11 protein-coding genes are annotated in these 21013 nt (G+C 62.2%); 5 read left to right on the top strand and 6 right to left on the bottom strand.

Translation table 11 applies throughout. The annotated features are described in order from the left end of the window. Positions 1-114 precede the first annotated feature (114 nt). From G7068_RS16600 to G7068_RS08780, 4 genes are all read left to right on the top strand, one after another. Entirely contained in the window at positions 115-4473 is a 4359-nt protein-coding gene (locus G7068_RS16600) for an SdrD B-like domain-containing protein (RefSeq protein WP_166291217.1), read from the top strand. A 164-nt stretch (positions 4474-4637) separates the two neighbouring features. Beyond that, positions 4638-6014, top strand: coding sequence for an NAD-dependent succinate-semialdehyde dehydrogenase (locus tag G7068_RS08790; RefSeq protein WP_166291215.1), 1377 nt, complete (start codon positions 4638-4640; stop codon positions 6012-6014). A gap of 226 nt (positions 6015-6240) precedes the next feature. After that, positions 6241-7056: an EamA family transporter gene (locus tag G7068_RS08785; RefSeq protein ID WP_205881261.1), complete on the top strand. Its 816-nt coding sequence runs from the start codon at positions 6241-6243 to the stop codon at positions 7054-7056. A gap of 254 nt (positions 7057-7310) precedes the next feature. Further along, positions 7311-8114, top strand: coding sequence for an alpha/beta fold hydrolase (locus G7068_RS08780; RefSeq protein ID WP_244304406.1), 804 nt, complete (start codon positions 7311-7313; stop codon positions 8112-8114). Positions 8115-8136: 22 nt separating this feature from the next. Here G7068_RS08780 and G7068_RS08775 read toward each other — a convergent pair whose 3' ends face one another. The 6 genes from G7068_RS08775 to G7068_RS08755 form a co-directional block, all read right to left on the bottom strand. After that, positions 8137-9738, bottom strand: coding sequence for an amidase (locus tag G7068_RS08775; protein WP_166291211.1), 1602 nt, complete (start codon positions 9736-9738; stop codon positions 8137-8139). Further along, positions 9735-11003 carry a M20 family metallo-hydrolase gene (locus tag G7068_RS08770; protein WP_166291209.1) on the bottom strand — a complete coding sequence of 423 codons (1269 nt, stop codon included), beginning with the start codon at positions 11001-11003 and terminating at the stop codon, positions 9735-9737. The genes G7068_RS08775 and G7068_RS08770 overlap by 4 nt, the downstream gene beginning before the upstream one ends. Continuing rightward, positions 11000-11395: an MFS transporter gene (locus G7068_RS16465; protein ID WP_244304404.1), complete on the bottom strand. Its 396-nt coding sequence runs from the start codon at positions 11393-11395 to the stop codon at positions 11000-11002. The genes G7068_RS08770 and G7068_RS16465 overlap by 4 nt, the downstream gene beginning before the upstream one ends. Continuing rightward, positions 11389-12405, bottom strand: a complete 1017-nt coding sequence (locus G7068_RS08765) for an MFS transporter (protein ID WP_244304402.1) — start codon at positions 12403-12405, stop codon at positions 11389-11391. Before G7068_RS08765 ends, G7068_RS16465 begins: the two co-directional genes overlap by 7 nt. A gap of 262 nt (positions 12406-12667) precedes the next feature. Further along, positions 12668-13591: a LysR family transcriptional regulator gene (locus G7068_RS08760; RefSeq protein WP_166291207.1), complete on the bottom strand. Its 924-nt coding sequence runs from the start codon at positions 13589-13591 to the stop codon at positions 12668-12670. A gap of 30 nt (positions 13592-13621) precedes the next feature. Then, positions 13622-15175, bottom strand: coding sequence for an RNA polymerase sigma factor (locus G7068_RS08755; protein ID WP_166291205.1), 1554 nt, complete (start codon positions 15173-15175; stop codon positions 13622-13624). A 427-nt stretch (positions 15176-15602) separates the two neighbouring features. On the opposite strand from G7068_RS08755, the gene G7068_RS08750 reads away from it, so the two are divergent. Then, the gene (locus G7068_RS08750) at positions 15603-20984 is read left to right on the top strand and encodes a beta strand repeat-containing protein (protein ID WP_166291203.1); all 5382 of its coding nucleotides are present in this window, start codon (positions 15603-15605) and stop codon (positions 20982-20984) included. Positions 20985-21013: the final 29 nt, after the last annotated feature.

Below are 21013 nucleotides of genomic sequence, written 5' to 3'. Positions count from 1 at the left end.
CTCTCGCCGATCTTTCTACGCGTTTCGAAAAACCTGTAATCAATTCGTCGCCGGGGCATCTTTCCTAACTGTCCCCAATTGCACCCCCGGTGTGTTTTGAAGAAAGAGTTCACTGTGTATACCCCTCTGATCGCAGCCAGGCCACGCGGCCGTAAATCCATGCGTACGTTGCTGCTGGCTATCGTGGCCGTTCTTGTTGTGCCCTTGTTGGTGCTTGGGGGATCAGCCCACAGCGCCTTCGCCGCTCCCGGCAACGACGGCATGCTGAGCACTGCGCTGGTTGCCAAGAACACCACTGTCTATTCTGGCGACTCGCTCGTCTACGAGGCGCAGCTGAGCTGCTCGGATCCTGCTCAGTGCAAGGACGTGACACTGCGCTTCAGCAAGCCCGTCGGTGCCACGGGTGCCGCGACGGTCGTCAAGCCGTATCCGCCCGGGGTGACCTCGGTTGTGGCCAACGCCAACGGCACGGTCGACGTTGTGTATGCGGCGACGGAGGCTGGGCTGGTGTCGCAGCTGACGATCTCGTGGCCGACCGAGAACTACACGACGATGCCTGGCGATCAGACGACGGTGATGACGGTGTCGCAGCCCGGCAAGGCTGACGTTACCCGCTCCGCAACAATCGAGCTGCTCGCGGCGAGTGAGTTGCAGCTCACGAAGCGCGGCGCACCGCAGACTCGACCCAATGAAAACTACACGTACTCCCTCAGCGCCGACATTACACATCTTGATCCCGCCAGCGACCACGGCGCAATCGGGTACCACGACCTGACGCTGGTTGACACTCTGCCAGCTGAGGCGACGTTCGTGAGCGCAACGGCAGGCGGTACTTACAATGCTGCGAGCCACACGGTCACGTGGACTCTCGACAACCTGTTTGGGCACGCAGACGCGAGCGTAACCGTCACCTTCCCGGCATCTGCAACGGGCAAGACCATCATTAACACTGCGACGCTTACGGGCACACCAAACGGCAGCCCCAAACCCGAGACAAAGACCGCGCAGTCTCCGGTGGTTGTCGCGGATACACCGCCTGACTATCGTGTCACGGCCTCAAAAACCGGCACGTCGATCAGCCGCGGGGGTGGTCAGCAGCGCTTCGAAATCGTCGCGACCAACTGGGGCAACCTGACCCAAGACATCACGGTGACTGACCCGATCCCCGACGGCCTCAACGTGACAGTGGTTGATCGCGGGCCCGAGTGGCGCAACGTGCACCCCGGCAGCACCGTCGAGTTTACGTATGCGGACGGCACCAGCAGCGGTCCACTCGATTTCAACGTGGATCGGGTCGAAGTTCCTGCGGGCGCACCTCGAGTGACCAAGGTGACCGTCAAATTTGTTGGTGTAAGGGTCGAAGAATCTTTCAGCGTTGCCATCTGGTCAGACGGTGATTGGGACGCCCTCGCCAATGTCACTGAGATTACGAACTGCGCCACGGTTAAGACCGCTGGTGCCAGCAACCAGGTCAGGCCCTGCGCGACCATTGAGGTCTCGCAGGTTCCCACTCCGAAGCCTGCCATCTACAAAGATGCATCACAGACCCCCGTTGGGCCCGGCGGCACGATCACCTGGACGCTGCAGTTGCAGAATAACGACCTCAATACTCCGTGGATGCCGCTTGTGTACGACGACATTCCGAACGAGCTGAGCTACCAGACGGGTTCTTTCCGGGCGCTTGCAAGCAACAAGAGCTACTGCCCGGCAGCATCGGAGTTCTCGGAGGAGGTGCTGAACAATTGGAACCAGGCGCACGGCACCCCATTCACAAGTGGCCCGCGCAGCGAGACCGTGAAGTGGACCTACACGGGCACTAAGGGCATCCTGATTCCGAGTCTCAACACCAACTGCAAGTACCAGTACGACACCGTCGTGAACCCGGGTGCGGTTTCGGGAAGCTACACGGGTGAAGCAACTGAGCCCTCGTACCGTGGAAACCTCGCGACGGCGTTTGATCGTGATGTGCGCGTTCCGAACGACTCCAACGATTGGAGCGCAGACCTTTACGATGCTGACGGCGACGGCGACACGAAGGAATACGCACCGCGCGCTGGTGGGGCCTTTACGCTCGCCGATACCGCCGCGACATGGATCGAAAAGCACGTCACCGGCGATCAAGACAACGGCAAGTGGTTCGACTCCGCCGAGGTTCCCGGCCAGTCGAACCAGGTGGGCACCTCGACCCCTGGCGGCACGGTTTCTTACTCCGTGAAGATGGGCAACTTCGGCAACCGCGATCTGAAGGATCTCGTCGCGTACGACCTGCTGCCGTACCCCGGCAATCACGGCGTGACCAACGGTCGCTACGCGCAGGATCCCCCTGGCAATGGCAACGAGTGGGTACCGACCATGACCGGGCCGATCGCGGTGACCGATCCTTCAATGACGATTACCTATTCGACCAAGACCGATCCGTGCCGCCCCGAGATGGACAACTCCGACGACCACAGTGCCTCCTTCTACTGCGCTGGTGCCCAAGACACCTCCTGGCAGACCGCTGCCGGGGTGACCGACTGGTCGGCGATCCGCTCGATCCGCTTCGACTTCGGTGAGCGTGTGTTTAAGGGTGGCGAGTTTGTGGACGCCCAGTGGACGATGGCCACACCAACGACGCTGGCCGACGGTTCGCCGATCGTGGGCGGCGAGCGCACCTGGAACCGTATCGCGCTCGACTCGGTGCAGGCGAAGGATGGTTCGCCGATGCTTGCGGCCGAAGCGCCGTGGGTTGTGGATCAGATGGCCGAGCCAACCGAGCCCGCGATGAGCGTCGAGAAGTGGTCGACTGACGATGGGTTCCCGGCTGGCGACTTCGACACGGCTCCCGGCAAGACCGTCACGATCGGTTCTGCGACACCAATTACCATGACCGTCACCAACACCGGTGCTGAGGCGCTGCGTGATGTGACTGTCTCCGATGTGACCCTCAACGGGCCCGCGATGACCGGCCTGAGCTGCGACTTCTCGAAGCTCGGTGGGCCCTCGACCGGTGTGGCCTGGGGCGGCCCGTTTGTGGTCGGCGCGAGCTTCGAGTGCACCGGCACCGTGCCCGCGCTGAAGTCGGCGCAAACCCACGGCGACAGCGTCTCGGTGGCGGGCGTCGGGGTGTCCTCCGGCACTCGGGTGAGCGACGAGGATCCCTGGTACGCGGTCGCCGCGACCACTTACGCGATCGGCGACTACACCTGGGTCGACGCCAATAAAAACGGCGTTCAAGACAAGGGAGAGGATCCGCTTGCGGGGGTCTCGGTGATCCTCTATGGAAGCGACGGCACCGAGCTCGCGCGCACCACCACCGACAAGAACGGTTACTACCACTTCGACAACCTGGCTGCCGGTGACTACACCGTCGAGTTTGGGGCTGTCGACGGTTACGACCGCACGGTCGCGCTTGCGGGCAGCGATGCCACCGTCGATTCGGATGCCGATGTGGCCACGGGCCGCACCGCGGTGATCCACCTGGGTGAGGGCGAAACAAACGTGACCCCCTCGGTCGCGAGCGACAAGGTGGATGCTCCATTTATCAATCGCACGATCGACGCCGGGTACGTGAAGATTCCTGCGCCGGTTGACGAGATCGGTCGGGTCAAGATCGTAAAGGACGATGGGCGTACGCTCGTCAAGCCTGGCGAGACACTCAACTACGTTCTCGAGGTGACGAACTACACGAAGTACACCGCACCCGACGTGGTCGTGCGCGACGTGCTGCCCGACAACCTGACGTTTGTGAGGTCGTCTATTCCGGGTACGGTCTCGTTCGACAACCCGTACGGTTTCGAGTGGTCGCTTGGCGATATGGCTCCCGGTCAGGTGAAGAAGATCACCATCACCGTCACGGTGAACAAGGGCCTGCTTGGCGGCACCAAGATCGTCAACACGGCCACGGTCACAAGTGACGGCACCTGCAAGGACGACCCGAGCATGCCCGGTGACGAGTGCTCCTCCACCGACATCGACCACACCCCCGAGGGGCTGTGGGTGTTGAAAGATGACCACCGCACCGAGGTGAAGGCCGGCGACACACTCACCTACGACGTGACAATTGGTAACGACTCGGTCAACACTGTCGTGAAGAACGCGATTGTCACGGACATCCTGCCGAAGAACGTGTCGTTCGTTTCGGCGAGCGACGGTGGCAAGCTGTCTGCTGAGGGCTCTGCGGTGGTGTGGCGGGTGTCTTCGCTTGCGGCGGGTGCTAACAAGGTTGTGCACGTCACGGTAAAGGTGTCTGAGCAGGCGCGTGCTGGCGACAAAGTCGTGAACAGCGTGGTCGTTAAGGCGCCGGGGCGCTGCGAGGATGACAACGACACGTGCACCTCGACCGACACCGACCGTGTGGTTTGGGCGACCGACCTCGCACTGACCGGCTTCGAGTCGGCGGCCGCCCTGACGGGTGTTGGCCTGCTGCTCGCTGGCCTGGGTGCCGTGCTGGTACTACGGCGCCGCTCCCAGCAACACCCGGCTCGCAACTAATGGCCACCTAAGTGACGAGAGGCCAGGAAAACTGCGCGTGGTTATCCTGGCCTCTCGTCGCTAACCGGTGCACTCGCGGGAGAGGGTGATAGCTTTCAAGAGGCGCGATCAACGCATAGACACGTTGGCGTGGCCTCTATTCCCTACTCTGGAGGAAGATATGCATGTCTAAGTACCGGGTTCAGAATCCTGCCACCGGCGAGATTCTCGAAACGTTCGAAGCCGCAACCGACGCACAGATCGAGGAGACCCTCGCGAGTGCCGATGCGGTCTACCGGGAATGGCGAGAGCGCAGCGTGCAGGATCGCGCCGCCGTCGTCAAACGAGTCGCTGAGATTTTTGAGGAGCGCAAGGAAGAGCTCGCGCGTCTCATCGCGCTCGAAATGGGCAAGTCGATCGCTGAGTCCATCGACGAGGTCGAGTTCGCACGCGACATCATCGAGTACTACGCGGTGCACGGGCCCAGCCTGATCACCGACTACGAGATCCCGAGCACCGTGCCGGGTAAGGCTTACATCGAGCACCGCCCGGTTGGCACGCTGCTCGGTGTGATGCCGTGGAACTTCCCGTACTACCAGGTCGCCCGCTTCGCGGCGCCGAACCTGCTGCTCGGCAACACCATTCTGCTGAAGCACGCTGATATCTGCGCGCGCTCCGCCCTCACGATCCAGGAGATCATGGAGCAGGCGGGTGTGCCCGTTGGCGGTTACCAGAACGTCTTCGCGTCGCACGATCAGATCGCAACAATCATTGCGGATCCCCGCGTGCAGGGTGTTTCTCTCACCGGTTCCGAGCGCGCTGGCGCAATCATCGGCGCGCAGGCAGGCGCCCACCTCAAGAAGTGTGTGCTTGAGCTCGGCGGCATCGACCCGATGGTGGTGCTCGACTCCGACGACGTCGCAGCCGTGGCGAAGCAGGCGTGGGACTTCCGCGTCTACAACGTCGGCCAGGTCTGCAACTCGAACAAGCGCCTCATCGTCATGGACACGATCTACGACGAGTTTGTTGCCGAGCTGAAGAAGCTCGCGACCGGGCTTACGCCAGGGGATCAGCTGGACCTCGCCGAGGGCCAGTACGTGCCGCTGTCGACCCGCGCTGCGGCCGAGACCGTCAACGCGCAGGTGCAGAAGGCAGTTGCCGAAGGTGCGACGCTCGTTGCGGGTGGCGTGCTGTCCGAAGGACCCGGCGCGCACTACTCGCCGGCCGTTCTCGTTGACGTGCCGCGCGATTCGGAGTCTTACGGCGAGGAAATCTTTGGACCGGTCGCGACCGTCTACAAGGTGTCGAGCGACCAGGAAGCGCTTGAGCTTGCGAACGACTGCGCGCTCGGCCTCGGTGGTTCGGTGTTCTCGACCGATGAGGCCCGCGCGACCCGCGTTGCTTCACAGCTCGAGGTCGGCATGAGCCACGTCAACACGATCGCGGCAGAAGCGGCTGAGATCCCCTTCGGCGGTGTGAAGCGCTCCGGCTTCGGCCGCGAGATGGGCCCGGTTGGCATCGGCGAGTTCGCGAACAAACGACTGTTCTTCGTGTCGGCGTAGTTTCTGGCACGTGTTGCTTGAGGGCCGCGGGGGTTTCCCCGCGGCCCTTTTGGCATCTGTGGACCCCGTTCAGGGGATCGCAAGCGATCGAGTCTGTACACTCGACTAGCCGGTAGTCACCGGTTCAGAGAGGAGACAGCTGGTAATTGGGCGCCGCAGGTCGGTAGTTTGCGCCCACCGAAAGGACGACGGGTTCATGTTAAAAATGAACGCGCGAATTTCCGGCATGTTGTTCGCAGTCTCGAGTTCGGTCAGCAACCAGGTTGGCGCGGGCATGGGCGCCCTGGTTTTTCCAGCAATCGGTCCCCTCGGCGTTGTGGCCGTGCGCCAGTTTGTCACGGCGATCGTGTTCGTGTGCCTGGCGCGACCTAAATGGCGGCAGCTCACCCGACGCGACTGGGCGTACGCGGGCGCGCTTGGCGTGGCCCTCGGCGCGATGAGCGCGGGCACTTACGGAGCCATCAACCAGATCGGCCTTGGCCTCGCCGTGACCATTGAGTTTCTGGGCCCCCTCGGTGTGGCGATCGCCATGTTGCGGCGCCGCATCGACCTGTTCGCCATCGTTGCCGCCCTGGTTGGAGTGGTGCTGCTCGTGCAACCGGGGCCAACGAGCAACTACCTCGGAGTCGCCTACGCCGGTATCGGGGCCCTGGGCTGGGCGTCGTACATTCTACTGAACCGCACCCTCGGTGCTCGGCTGAACGGGCTCGAGGGACCCGCGGTTGCGAGTGTTGTTTCGGCGGTGCTGTGGATCCCGGTCGCCGTATTTTGGTTTACGGCCCACCCGCCGCCGCTCTGGGCGATTGGCGTTGCGATGGTGTGCGCGATCTTCTCGTCGTTGCTCCCGTTTGCCTCAGACCTGGCTGCCCTGCGACGGGTGTCCGCCGGAATATTCGGCATCTTGACCAGCCTGAATCCGGTGTGGGCGGCGCTGATCGGCTGGCTCGTGCTGGGACAGCTGCTCGAACCACTCGAGTGGACCGGGCTCGCCCTGGTCGTCGGTAGCAATGCGCTCGTGATGGCTACGTCTTCGCGGCGGTAACGGGTTCCGCGTGTAGCGGTCGAGCCTGCGCTTCGCTGCCGTGCTTGCGCCTCGCCACCGTGCTTGCGTTTCGTCGCCGTGCTTGCGCTTCGCCGCCGAGCTTGCGCTTCGTCGCCGAGCTTGCGCCTCGCTGCCGAGCCTGCATTCCAGCGCTGAACTTGCAGTTCTGAACCGCACTTTCGACGCTGCAATGCAGGCTCGGCGACGAGGAGTCGCCCGCACCCGGATCTTGGCCCCGTGTATAGGCTTACACTGTGAAACCGACGGTGCATGAGCTCACAGTCACTGACGGCACCGTCATTTCTTACACGGTGTTTGAGGGGGCCGATCCTGCCGTTGTGATCCTCCACGGTCTCATGGGCAGCGGTCGCGAGTTCATTCCCACGGCGCATGCGCTTGAGGGCCGAAAGGTCGTGCTTGTTGACCTGCGTGGGCACGGTCGAAGCACCCGGATCCCGAGCGACCTTTCGCGTGACGCGTTTGTCAGTGACGTTGCAGCCGTGATTGATGCGGTAACCGAGGGTGGGACCACCGGGCCGGTCGATCTGGTTGGCCAATCGATGGGAGGCCACACAGCGATGCTGGTGGGTGCCGCCCACCCGGAAAAGGTGCGTCGACTCGTGCTGTTAGAGGTTGACGAGGGGAACGGATCTCCCGAGGATCATGCGGACCTTGGCGAGTGGTTACGTGCCTGGCCCGTCCCGTTTGCGAACCGTGAGGCGGCGATCGCTCACCTCGGTGATGACCCGCTGTCACAGGCGTGGGCAAATGATCTTGAGCAGCGCGCGGACGGTCTACACCCGCGCTTCGACGCCGACGTTATGGTCGAGACGATTCGGGCCGTCGCCGTGCCGCGCTGGGAGGAATGGGAGAGCGTCAGCGCGCCAACTTTGGCTGTATATGCAAAAGGCGGCATGTTTACCGCTGAGCAGAAAGATCGGTTCATCTCGCGAGGTGCACAGGTGACTCGCGTGGATCTTGCCGGGGGATCACACGACGCTCATCTCGACGCGTTCGATGAGTGGGTCGCGGCGCTTTCGGGGTTTGTTGCGGCGTAGATGTTGGTAGTGGCTCTGGAGCCTAGAGCCGCAGCGCGGGCATCTCCACCAGCGCCTCGATGGCTGACCCAATGCGAAACACCATTCCCTCTTCGAACGGGTGACCGACGACCTGCACCCCGGTGGGCACCCCGACGCTCGACATGCCGCTGGGAACCGATAACACCGGGCAGCGGTTTGCCACGTTGAAGGGGCTGGTCATGTGGGCCTCCCAGTAGTGGCCGAGGCGCCTGGTGTCGCTGCTGCTGCCATCGCCGCCGCTGTTGGGCGCCGTGACGCCATCGAGATAGTTTCCCTCGGCATCGAGCATCTCCACGGCCTGCGTTGGGGTGAGGAGCGCGTCGAGCCCCGACATCTCAAGGGCCAAATCGCGCTGCAGCGAAGCGTCCATCGCCAATGACTCTGGAAGCGAAACCTCGCGCGCGACCGACGCCGCATCCGCGATGAACTGGAGCGTGTAGGCGGCGAGCTGATCCTCGGTTCCCGCGGTGATTTCGGACATGGCCGGCCCAAGAATGTGCCCAAAGTGGGCGAAGGTCGTTCGGGTGATTCGCTCGGTTGTCCAGGGCAGCGACACGGGCACAATCTCGGCTCCCGCAGCCTCAAGCAACTGGGCCACGCGCAGGGTGTTGGCGCGCACGCTCGCTGCCACGGGATAGTCGCCGAGCGTCACATCCAGGCCAATCCGAAGCCCTCTCACGGCATCTGGGCCCGTCGGCTGCCCATGATCCGGCCGGATCCCGTGCGCTCCCCACGACCCGTGATCGACGGGATGACGACCACTCATCACTCCCGCCAGCAGCGCCGTGTCGGCCACCGTTCGCCCCATCGGACCATCGCCGCGATACCAATCCGCGGCCAACGGAGGCAGTCCGGGCACACGACCGTAGGGGGCCTTGTAACCAACGGTGCCGGTGAACCCCGCCGGAATTCGAGTGCTGCCAGCAATGTCTGAGGCTGTAGCTAGGGTTGCCATACCGGCCGCGAGAGCAGCACCGGCACCCCCGGAGGATCCGCCGGGAGTGGCAGCAGGGTTCCAAGGATTGCGGGTAATACCCCAGAGAGGAGAGTGCGTGACAGTAGCGCAAGAGAATTCGGGTGAGGTCGTGCGCGCGTGAATGATGCCCCCGGCGGCGAGCACACGCTCAACGACGGGGTGGTTTGTCGCCGCGATTTCACCCTTGCAGGCGGCAAGACCCTGGGTTAAGGATCGACCAGCGAGACCGTGCTTCTCCTTGGTCGCCACGGGGATCCCCAGAAGCGCCGGGGTTCGGGTGCCATCGCGGCGGGCGTTTGCGTAGGCGTGGTCTGCAGCGACGGCAGAGGTCATTGCGTCTTCGAAGAGTAGCTCCGTGAAGGCGTTGATGCCGGTGGAGCGGTCACCGTTCACCGCGTGGATGCGTGCGATTGTCGCGGCGAGGAGTTCGCTCGGGACGAGGGATCCGTCGCGGAACGCGGCGAGTGCCTCGGTCGCGCTGAGCGAGGTGAGGTCGTCAGTCTGTGCTGGCCCGGTACCTGGTGCGGGACAGGTTCCTGGTGCGGGACCGGTTCCTGATGCGGGCCCGGATGCTGGTGCTGAGGTGCTGGCGACCCGCAGGCGCTCAGTGAGCTCGGCCGAGCTCATGACTGGGCCATCGCTTCACGAATAAGCCCTTGTTCAGACAGCGCCCCACCCAGCATTCGCCAGGCCACCTCGGTGAGCATGTCGACGCCCGCGACCATGTCCTCGTCGCGGCTGAACTCGCGCTCGCAGTGGCTGACGCCGTCGACTGAGGGGATGAAGAGCATGACGGTGGGGGCGATCCTGTTCATCGCGACGGAGTCGTGGCCCGCCATGGTGCGGATCCTGCGAGCGCCCAAACCAAGCTCAGTGGCGACCTGCTCGGCGAGCGCAATCCCGGCCTCCGGGTAGTGCTGGTTGTCACGCACGTCGAAGTCGCGCACATTGATGGTGAGTCCGGCGGCATCACCGATCTCCGCGATCTCGGCGAGCAACCGGGCCCGCGCAGCGAGCACAACCTCCTTGTCGGCCGCCCGCAGATCGGCAACGAGATGCACACGACGAGCGACAACGATGGGGGAATTCGGTTCGAGCGTGAGCTGACCCACCGACGACACCAGAGCTTCAGGTTCAAAATGCCCCGTCACCTCGTGCACCTTCACGATCACCTTCGCGGCGCCAACGAGCGCGTCGTGCCGGTCCGCCATCGCGGTTGCTCCCGTGTGGGACTGCTCGCCCAACACCTCAATATCGAGCTTCTGCGTGTACCAGCTGAAGTCGACCGCGCCGATCGGCATCGACTCGCGCTCCAAGATGCGCCCCTGCTCGATGTGAATCTCGGCGTAACCGGCGATCTCTGGTCGGGCATCAGTTCCGAGGTACCCGATCTCGCCCAGCGCCTCCCGCACAGACACCCCAGCGAGATCCCGAACCTCAAGCATTCGCTGCTCATCCATGAGACCCGCGAACACAGAGCTACCCATGATGGACGGTGGAAAGCGGCCACCCTCCTCGTTGAACCAGTTGACGACCGCAAGATTCAAGCGGGGCCGCGGCTCGCCGGCGGTAACGCGCTCCACAAGACGGTCCGCCGCGTGCAGCGCGGCAATCACACCGTAGGCCCCGTCGAAGCGACCGCCGAGCGGCTGCGAATCGAGGTGTGAGCCGAGCAGAATGTGCGGCGCACCGGGCTCAAACTCAACGAGCGCGAACTGGTTGCCGATCCCGTCGACACGCACCTCCCAGCCGCGATGCTGCGCGAAAGCGCGAAACCACTCGCGGGTGAGGCGATCTTCGGCGGTTGCGGCCTGGCGATCCACGCCTTGGTTCGGGGTTGCCCCGATTGCGGCGACCTCGTGGAAATCGGAGAGAAAGCTGGTGGCGCTCATGCGTCGGCTCCTTGGGTAGTCCGCCGCTTGAGCGGGTGGGTTTCGGGCACGTTGGTGAAAACGAGAATGAGGAAGACGATGGCTGCGGCTATGGCGACGTAGATGCCCGGGCTGGCGTTCATGCCGGTGGCGTCGACGAGCCAGGTGCCAACGAAGGGCGCGGTGCCGCCGAAGAGTGCGTAACCGACGTTGTAGCTGACGGCGGCAGACGTGAAGCGGGTGCGTGTCGTGAAGATCTCGACGAAGAAGGTGTAGCAACCGCCGCCGTAGGTGCACAGGCACAGCACAAACATGAACTGGCCGAGCAGCGCGAGCACGAGGGATCCTGAGGTGACGAGCATGAACGCGGGTATGGCAAGTACGGCGATCGCGAGTGATCCTGCAATCAGCATCGGTTTGCGGCCAACCCGGTCACCGAGGATGCCACCGAGGGGAGCACCAGTGCGTAGAGCAGCATGGCCGCCGCATTGATCAGCAGTGACTGTTCGCGGCTGAGCTCACCCGCGGTCTGCACGTACGAGACGAAGTAACCGGTGAGAAAGTAGAAGCCCATCGCGGTGAGTCCCATCACCAGGATCACCTGCAGCATCTTCAGCCAGTTCTCGCGGAACGCGTCGCGAATCGGGGTGTGCACCTCGCCGCTGTGCTTCGCCTGCACCTGCTTAAACGCCTCGGATTCCTCAGTGCGCGTGCGGATCCACAACCCAAAGAGTGCGAGGGGTAGCGCGAGCAAAAACGGAATCCGCCAGCCCCAGCTCTGAAACGCTTCGGTATCCATGTTGGTCGAGAGGACCAGGATCAACGTGCCGCCAATCACCGAGGGCAGTGCCGTCGCGGCAAGGGTGATGTTCAGCCAGAATCCACGGCGGTCCTTTGGCGCGTGCTCGAAGACGAACGCGGGCGCACCAACCGATTCGCCGCCAGCGGAGAATCCCTGCAATAGGCGGCAGAGCACCAGCAGGATTGGCGCGAACACTCCAATCTGCGCGAACGTCGGCAGCACCCCGATTGCCGCGGTGGCCCCACCGATAGTGAGCAGCGTCACGTAGAGCACGGGCCGTCGACCGTAGCGATCCCCGAGGGCCCCGAAGAAGAGTCCGCCGAGCGGTCGGATGAGGAAGGCAACACCAAACGTCGCGAAGGTTGCGAGCAGCGCCGCGACGGGGCTTTCTCCAGGGAAGAACAGCTGCGAAAGGGTGATGGCCGAGAGCCCGTAGAGGCTGAAGTCGTAGAACTCGATGAACTGGCCGACACTGCCGGCGAGCAGAACGCGCCGCTTCGTGCGGTCGAGCGCGCGGCGCTCAACAACGGGTAGCGGGCCGGTGGGAATGTTGACGGGATCGGTCGCGGGGGCGACGTTTGGGGGAGTTGCCTCGCGTGGTGGGTCGGATTGAAGCGTCATTGCGTTCTCCTGGGGTGTGCCTGCGGGTGTGGATCACGGCTTCGTTGCCGGTACAGCCAACTCGAGAGTCGGGGCACTCCCTATCTTCAGGGTCGGCGAAGCTCCCGTCGAATGGAGATGTTCGTTGCTTCTGATCGATGAAATCGATGTGAAGTGGTGCGAGGGGCTTCCGGGGCCAGTTGATCCTGCCATGACCCACAAGAGGCAAGGTTAGTAACTTAAGGCCAGGTTGCTGACGCGGAATTATCCTGGCCATTGGTTACTAACCTTGCCTTTGGTCGCCAGAAGGCCGCCCCAAACACACAGCCTCAAACGCCAGCGACTTACGCGTCGGCCGGTTGTCGACGAGCCGCACGAGCGAGGCCTCCGTTGGTGGCAGGGGATCGGCGAGCCGAATCGGCACCACACGCTCTCCCGCGTAGGTCATGCCGTGATCGACCCAGTGGTTGAGCACCGAGTAGCCGTGCCCGAGGGCAACAAACGAGCGCACCGTCTCGTAGCCGAGCGACACGTGGCGCACGCGGGGCGTGATCCCGAGCTGCTTGAACAACCCCAGGTAGTACTCGCGAGTGTGCGGCAGATTGAGCAGGATCAGCGGCTCGTCTGCAAACTCAGCGAGACTGGCCTCGCTGCGACCCGCGATAGCGAGCGGATGATCCTCCGGCACAATGACGTGCGGCGACACTCGCTCCACGACCTGGCGCGTGAAGCGATCGCCAACCCCGAGGTCGTACATGAGGGCTACCTCGCAGTGCCCGTCGAGCAGCGCCTGTTGCAGGGTGCCCTGATCACCCTCAAGAAAGACCAGGTTGACCTCGGGGTGTAAGCGCTCGAACTTCTGCAGCAGCACTGGCGCGCGAAACGGCGCGAGTGGCGCGTATATGCCCACGACGAGCTCGCCAGTGAGCACCGGGGTGTCTTCGCGCACGGCGCGGGAAATAAGCGAGGCCTCCTCGAGAAACGCTCCGCTGCGCGCGAGCAACGTCTGCCCGGCGGGCGTCAAGCGGAGCCCGCGGCGCGGCAATCGCACAAAAAGTGGCACGCCAAACTCGGCCTCGAGCTGCGCGATGGCGCTGGAGAGCGTCGACTGCGTCACGTTGAGCTCGGCCGCCGCGGCCGTCATGTGCTCGAGTCGGGCGACCGTCGCGAAGTAGCGCAGCTGAACCAGGGTGAACGACGTTGTCATGGCGTCATTCTTGCAGGCTTGGGTTGAGGATCAGACAATCCGCAGCAGCGACACCGACTTCTGCTCGCCGAGTTCAGCGATGTTGGAGTTGATCGCGACCCTCAGATCAGACGCATCCATCGCCGAGGTAAATGCGATCCGCAACTGCCCACTCGAGTCGGGCGCGAGTGTGCCAACCGTGGTGCTAACGACGTGATCTGAAACACCCGCGTACTGCACATTTCCGCTCTGCTGGCTGCCCGGTGGCACGAGCGTCGCCCGAGAGTCGAGCGTCACAGTCACGACGATTCCGGTGAGTGTGCGCCCCGTCGGGTTATGAAAGCGGATCACCGCTGTTCCCTGCCCGTTCTGCAACAGGGAAGCGTCGGTATCGAGATAGGCGATGGTGTCATCGATGTTCACCGGCGGCGGAGGGTCAGTGGTGCCTGAACCGTCAGTACCTGAATCATCACCCTGGTCGTTAGTCGTGGAGGAGTCGGGGTCGGGCGCGGGGGTTGTCGCTGAATCGGTTTGGCTCTGCGAGTCGGAATGAGAGCTCTGGTCTGAGGGGATAACGGGCGTCGGTTCGGGATCCGGGATGTTGTTCGCCGCAGCGATCGTGACGCCGGGATCCTGTTGCTGATCCGACACGATGGCCTGCGTGGTCACGGCACCCAGCGCAATGACGGCCGCGATCCCGACCCCAATCAATAATGCGGGGCGGGCGCCGACCCGAGAAGCTGCGAGGAACCTGCCCGCCGATCCTTGTGCAGCCTGAGCGGGACGAGCACCGGCCCAACCGAGAGCGCCAAGCACCCCGGCTCCCAGGATGATCGGCGCGATGACACCGTGAATACCGCGGTTGACATCGCGCAATTCTGCCGTGGCGGCGGTGCAGTAAACACAGTGACTGACGTGGTTTGAGACGATGCGTTTTGTGGTCGGGCGAACGGTTCCGCGTATATACCGCGGGAGCAATTTGGATACCGATCTGCACTCGTCATCACGTTCCGCCGAGGTGGAGATATGCACGCGCAGGTATTCTTCGCGAAGGTGTTCTTTTGCTGTGCGGAGTGCTCTGTAGGCGACGGGTTTACTGAGCCCGAGAATGTCTGAAGCGCTTGAAACCGTGCGGTTTTCAACCTCGGTGCACCAGAGAATTTCTTTGTCTTCGGGGGTGAGTCCGCTGAAGGCCGCCCGCACGAGTTCGGTCTCTTCTGGCTCAAGCTCGGGTGCAAATTCGGCGGCGGGGATCAGGCTTTCATCCCACTCATCGATGTCGACGTAGCGGCGTTCGGTCGCGGCTGTACTGTATGCCGCATTTCGGATGGTGCTGTAGAGATACGCGCGAAACATAGAGGTTGGACCCGACCCTGTTCGGATCGCGGAGAGGATGCTCGTGAACGCGTTGGCGACGAGATCTTCGGCCTCGCTGAGGGATCTCGCCCACTTCTTGGCAACGGAAAGTGCTGCGCCGCAATGGCGCTGGTAGAGCTGGGCGTAAGCGTCTTGGTCGCCTTCGCGAACGAGAGTAAGCAGATCGATATCGCTGATGAAACCAGCGTCGTTTGACGTAATCAGGTGTTCGCCGAGAGGGTTGGGCATTTCAACTTTTCTGCGTAGACGGGCGAGCGGCGCCAGGGGCAATGCCCGCAAGCGTGGAGCGAAAAGTTCGTAGTGCCCGGCTGTGACCACTTCATATGGTGCGCGGGCTACGTACATTTCGGGGCGAATAGTTCGTAGTCGCCGAATATTTTTCGGTAATGAAGCCTAGGTAACTAGGCTCAGTTCCTGCCAGTTCGTCCGTTTTCTGCATAAGCGGACTGGAGTTGTGCTCGACCGTGATCTGAATTCCACAGGGTAAAGCTGAAAGTTACCTGGGAAGGCGGACGGGGTGATCAATAGCCCGCTCTTCATAGGTGTGAGCAGAAGTCTCGCCCGTGAGGGTGCGGCTCTCTACTCGACTGTATATCTCTCGAACGTTGGTGCACTGCATTGCTCCGACGGGTGGTTCTAGGAAGGTCCCCGCTTTATGTCATCCCCCCAAGTTCTGAATTCTCCGCGCACAGCGTGGCTGAAACGACATCGATCTCTCGGGATCGCCGTTGCGATCTTGATGGTCGTTGCCGTTGTGCTCACGGCTGGTGTCACCATGGCGCGCGCCGCGATCGGTTCGGTGTCGGAGGTGACGCTCTCAGTCGTGTCAGATGGCACGGCTCCGTTTGATGCCGACAACGCCGCAGGCAACGACAGTAGCTCTAACAATGGAATCGTGCGCACTGGCGACTTCGTCACTTATAGGTGGGCCTACTCTGTGGCCACTGCTGGGGATGTGACGTTTAAGCAGACGCTCCCTGCTGGGATGAAGTGGGACGCCGGTTCAACAACCAACTGTTCCGAGGGAGCAGCGGCTATTGCAGGACAGGTTCTGACTTGCACAATCGCGAACGCGCCTTCGGGATCGGGCGCGTACAACGTGAAGGCAAAGGTATTAGGGCTCGCAAACGGGGCGACACCAACGGTCTCGGTGACTGCAACTACCGGTGGAGTCACCTCAAACAACATCTCGGTAAAAGTATCAGCGAGTGCACCGCAAGCGATTCTAGACTTTTCTAACGCTCAGATCCCAAACCCAGCAAAGGGGCCCGGAACGTTTAGTGGCGTCGACGGTATTTACGTTCAGGACCGGGTTAATCTTTACATGCCGGTCGATCCAAGTAAGGGCGTAAAGGGGCTGCAATCATTGCAAAACCCAATGACCTTTACGGTCAATCTTCCGTCAACTCCTGCTGGCGGAGTGGTACGAAACTGTGGCACCAGCCCATCCACGACGGGCGACCCAACTGTTGGTGGTACGTCAATCACTTGTACCCAGCCGGGCGGTGCAGGCACTCCGATTACTGTTTCGGTGACCGCGAACTCAACTGTAGATTCTTGGCCAACAAAGGGCGCGAGCGGTGCTGCTCTCCCATCGGACCGTGCATATTTCTTCTCAGGAGCGTTGGCAGTGTGGTATCCGCTGAGCAGCTTCCCCGCCAATACGACCACAGTGATTCAAGAACAGGCAACCGGATTTGACCCTGTTGGGTTGGACGGCTCTTCTAATTTCGGTGCGGGATACGCCCCAAATCAACAACCGGGTGCAAGCTGTGTCCCGACCTTACCTGGCAACTGCGCAAAGCTTTCCTTCAACACAAGTCAAGTCTTTGTTCAAGACTGGAGGTTGTGGACATCTGGAACGACTGGCGTGCCCGTTGCCGGGGCAAGCGCTGTAAGCGACGGCACAGCCCCCCTGTACCCCGGTACAAAGTACCGTGCGTACTACAACATTCAGGCGGGCGCAGCAAATACCCCACTCGATAACCTGCGTGAGTGCCTGGTGTTTGATAACACGATTGTGAACGTTGACCCCACCGTCGACACTTATTTGACCGTGAATTCAGTCAGGGCCGCGTCCAGTGACTATGTACTTGAATACGGAACCGGTTCATTCGCTTCAGATTTTGAACGGAACAATGCCAATTGTGGTTCTGCTGGTGACGGGGCTGCAGGATGGTATTCAAGTATTGCTACCGTCCCGGGTGGCGCGGCTGCGATCACTTCCGTACGTGTGCGTTACTTGCTTTCTTATCCAGCGGGAATGAACGTAGCTATGTATGCGTCGATGCAGCGCACATCGGCGCCGTTGGTCGACGGCACACGCATCAGTATTTTTAGCAACTGGAATGCGGACGGAACTACTGGGGCGCGTCAGAACAACCTTGGGAACAGCGGCAAGGCTTCGATCGCTGAGGTGAGGAATACCGCGGCTTGGGATCAGGCGACGGGTGCTCCGGGCAATGTTCGTCAGGTGACAATTAAGCCGTCAGTGTCGACTCCGGATGGTGAGACCTGGGCGACGGCGCAGGATGTTCGGGTGACTGTAAAGTTGCCGAACGCGTGCGTGACGTATCAGACGGGTTCTGCGTCGGTGACGCCGGTTTCTGTGACCCCGCCGGTTGCGGGTTCGTGTTCTGCATCTGATCCGGGTCAGACGGTTGTATTTAGCTTGGGGCCGTGGCCGGTGAATACGCCGGTGCCTGCGATCACATTTAACACGATCGTGTCGCCGTTGATCGCCACGCCTTCGTCACAGACGGTGACGTCGACGATCACGTCGGCGTCGGATCTCGCGACCGACGCGTCAGGAGTACGCAACGCGTCTGCTCTGCTGCAGGTGAATAGTCCCGCGGTCTTTGCGGTGACGAAGACCTCGTCGTCGTTGACGGCGAATCCGGGTGTGCCGTTTACGTACACGATTGGGTGGGCGAACCGCCTCACCAACACCGCCGGTACGGGGTCGTTTGTCGATGTGCTCCCCTTTAACGGGGATAGTCGTGGCACGACGGGTTTGAACGGAATGACCGTTGATTCAGTGACGCCGTCTGCTGCCGACACTTCGGTTTGGTACACGTCGGATGTGTCTGCTGCTGTGCAAGCGGCGGTTGCCGCGAACCCGTCGGGTATGACTGGGATCACATGGACCGACGTGAAGCCTGCGACGGTGACGGCGATCCAGTTCCGGACTGGGGAACTCACCCCAGGAACAGTTCAGTCCGCCGATATCGTGGTCACCCCAGGTGAGCTCTCGCGCACCGGCGTCATTAAGAACGACGTGTGGGGGAAGGCAACTGCGGTGACCGCCCCTGTGCAGGGAGCATCCCGAGTGTCGATGACCTCGTCGGCTGCGGAACTGTCGGGCAACGTATACAAGGACGTCGACTACTCGTTCTCGAGGACCGCCGGTGATACACCGATTGCGAATCCGGTCGTGAAGATCGTATCGGGATACGGGTTTGGTGCAGATGGCATTGATGACGGTGGCATGGGTGATGATGTGCCGCTCGCGGCTCCAATTACCGCGGACTCGTTCGCAAATGGTGACTACGACTTCCCGGGTGTTGCGCCCGGTAAGTACAACGTGGAGTTGACCGCACCCAACGGCACACACGTGGTGGTCTCCCCGAAGCAGCCGATCGAGCTCGCGAATGGTGCGACGGTGACGGGGAAGGACTTCGGGGTGCAGGCAGATATTACGCCGTCGGTCGCGAAGGACGACACCAAGTCCGTCGGCATCAACAGCACCGCGAACACTATTAATGTGTTGGCGAATGACACGCTCAATGACGCGTCGGTGAAGATCACCAAGACGGGTGCCACCTCGAATGGTGGGACCGTTTCGATCGCTGCCGACGGCCAGACGGTCAGCTACACGCCTGCGGCTGGGTTTGTGGGTGATGACACGTTCACGTACACGATTGCGGACAAGTCTCGCCAGGAATCTTCTGCGACAGTGACGGTGCACGTGCTGGCGGCACCTGTTGCTGGGAATGATACGGCGCAGACGGGTGAAAAGCAGGCTGTCACGGTGAACGTGCTCAGCAATGACACTGGCATCAACCTGCAGGTGACCGGGAAGGGTGCGAACTCTGACGGGGCCGTCGTGATTAACGCAGACAACACGATCACGTACACTCCGAACAGTGGGTTCAGCGGCCTGACCTCGTTCACGTACACGGTGACCGACAGCGTAGGCCAGACTGCCACCGCGACGGTCACGGTAAATGTGATCGCGAAGCCGATCGCTCGTGACGACACCGCAACAATCGCGCAGGGTGCAACCGCGACTGTGGCCGTGCTCACAAACGACACTGCGACGCTGCCTCGCGTCACACTCGCGAGCACGAACGATGGCACGGTTGTGGTGAATGCCGATAACACGGTCTCGTTCACCCCAGCCACTGGGTTCTCGGGTGTCGCGGTTGTGGATTACACGATCACGGACACCGTCGGACAGTCCGCGTCAGCGAAGCTGCGCGTCACGGTCGTGAAGGCCCCCACCGCTACCCCTGACACGGCGACGACGGGGCAAGACAAGCCGGTCACGGTTGATGTGCTCGCGAATGACACAGGCACGAACCTGTCTGTCGCGGTCACGACCGCTCCCACCAACGGCTCCACTACGGTGGCAGCGGATGGCCGGGTCACGTACACCCCCGCGAAGGGATACACCGGCACGGACACGTTCTCGTACACCGTCACCGACAGTGTCGGGCAGACCGCAACCGCGACCGTCACGATCACGGTGGTGGCGGGTCCGGTCGCGGTCGATGACAGTGCGCTGACGAAGGAAGACACGCCTGTCTCGATCGATGTGCTGAGTAATGATGTTGGTGACGGGATCACCCTCACCAGCATTGGCGCGAACAGTGATGGCAGCATCGTGGATAACGGTGATGGTACGGTCACGTTCACCCCAAACAGCGGGTTTACCGGTGGTACGACGTTCACGTATGTCGAGACCGACAAGTACGGCAACACTGCCACCGGCACCGTTACCGTCCGTGTGATCCAGAAACCCGTCGCAACCGATGACACCGCGACGACCGCACACCACACGGCTGTCTCGGTTGATGTGCTCGCGAACGATACCGGGACCGGGCTCACCGTGACGAAGGTTGACGACAGCACGGATGGCACCGCGGTGATTGGGTCGGATGGGAAGGTGACGTTCACCCCGAACGACACCTTCGCAGGCGACACTGACCTCACGTACACGATCACGGATGTCGTCGGACAAACCGCGACCGCGAAGATCCACGTGCACGTGGTTGCGGTTCCGGTCGCGAACCCCGATGTGGTGAAGACCCCGCAGTCGACCGCGGTCACGGTTGCGGTCCTGGGGAACGATGTGGGTGAATCCTTGTCGGTGCTGGGCTTGGGTGACCTCGCAGATACCACTGCTCCTACCGCTCGCACGGCTCCTGCCACCACCCTGGAACTCGACGGCGGGACCGCGGTCGTGAACACGGACGGCACGATCACGTTCGCACCCAAGGCCGGCTATTTCGGGGTGGTGACGATCCCGTACACCGTGATTGACGCGGTCGGACAAACCGCCGAGTCGAACCTCACGGTCACGGTCGTGAAGGCGCCGACGGCGCCTGACGTGAAGACCAGCACCGAACAGAACACTGCGGTGACGGTAAAGCCGATGGACAAAGTCACGGGTGAGAAGGTCACCCTCATCTCCGTCAGCGACCCGAAAGACGGCGCGGTGAAGGTGAATGATGACGGCACGCTCACGTTCACCCCGAACGACGGCTATGCGGGAACGACCTCGTTCACGTACACGGTCGCGGATGATCTAGGGCAGACCGCGACGGGCACCATCACGGTAGTTGTCATGAAGAAGGCTGTCCCGTTCGTCTCCCCAACCGAACAGCCCAAACCGGTAGTGACTGTGGGCGGGCTCGCGCTCACCGGCGGTGACATCGCCGGGGTAGGTATCGCGGCCGCGATCCTGCTCGCCCTCGGCGGCACTGCCCTCGTGCTGGCACGCCGCCGCCGGCGGGGAGACCGCCCGGCCGGGTAAAGAAGACCGGCCAACGCTTCTCCCCCTTT

The organism is Leucobacter viscericola, assembly GCF_011299575.1.
In the GTDB taxonomy this organism is placed as follows: Bacteria; Actinomycetota; Actinomycetes; order Actinomycetales; family Microbacteriaceae; genus Leucobacter; species Leucobacter viscericola.
Note: the sequence above shows the minus strand (reverse complement) of the source record. Positions and strands in the feature narration are given on the sequence as shown.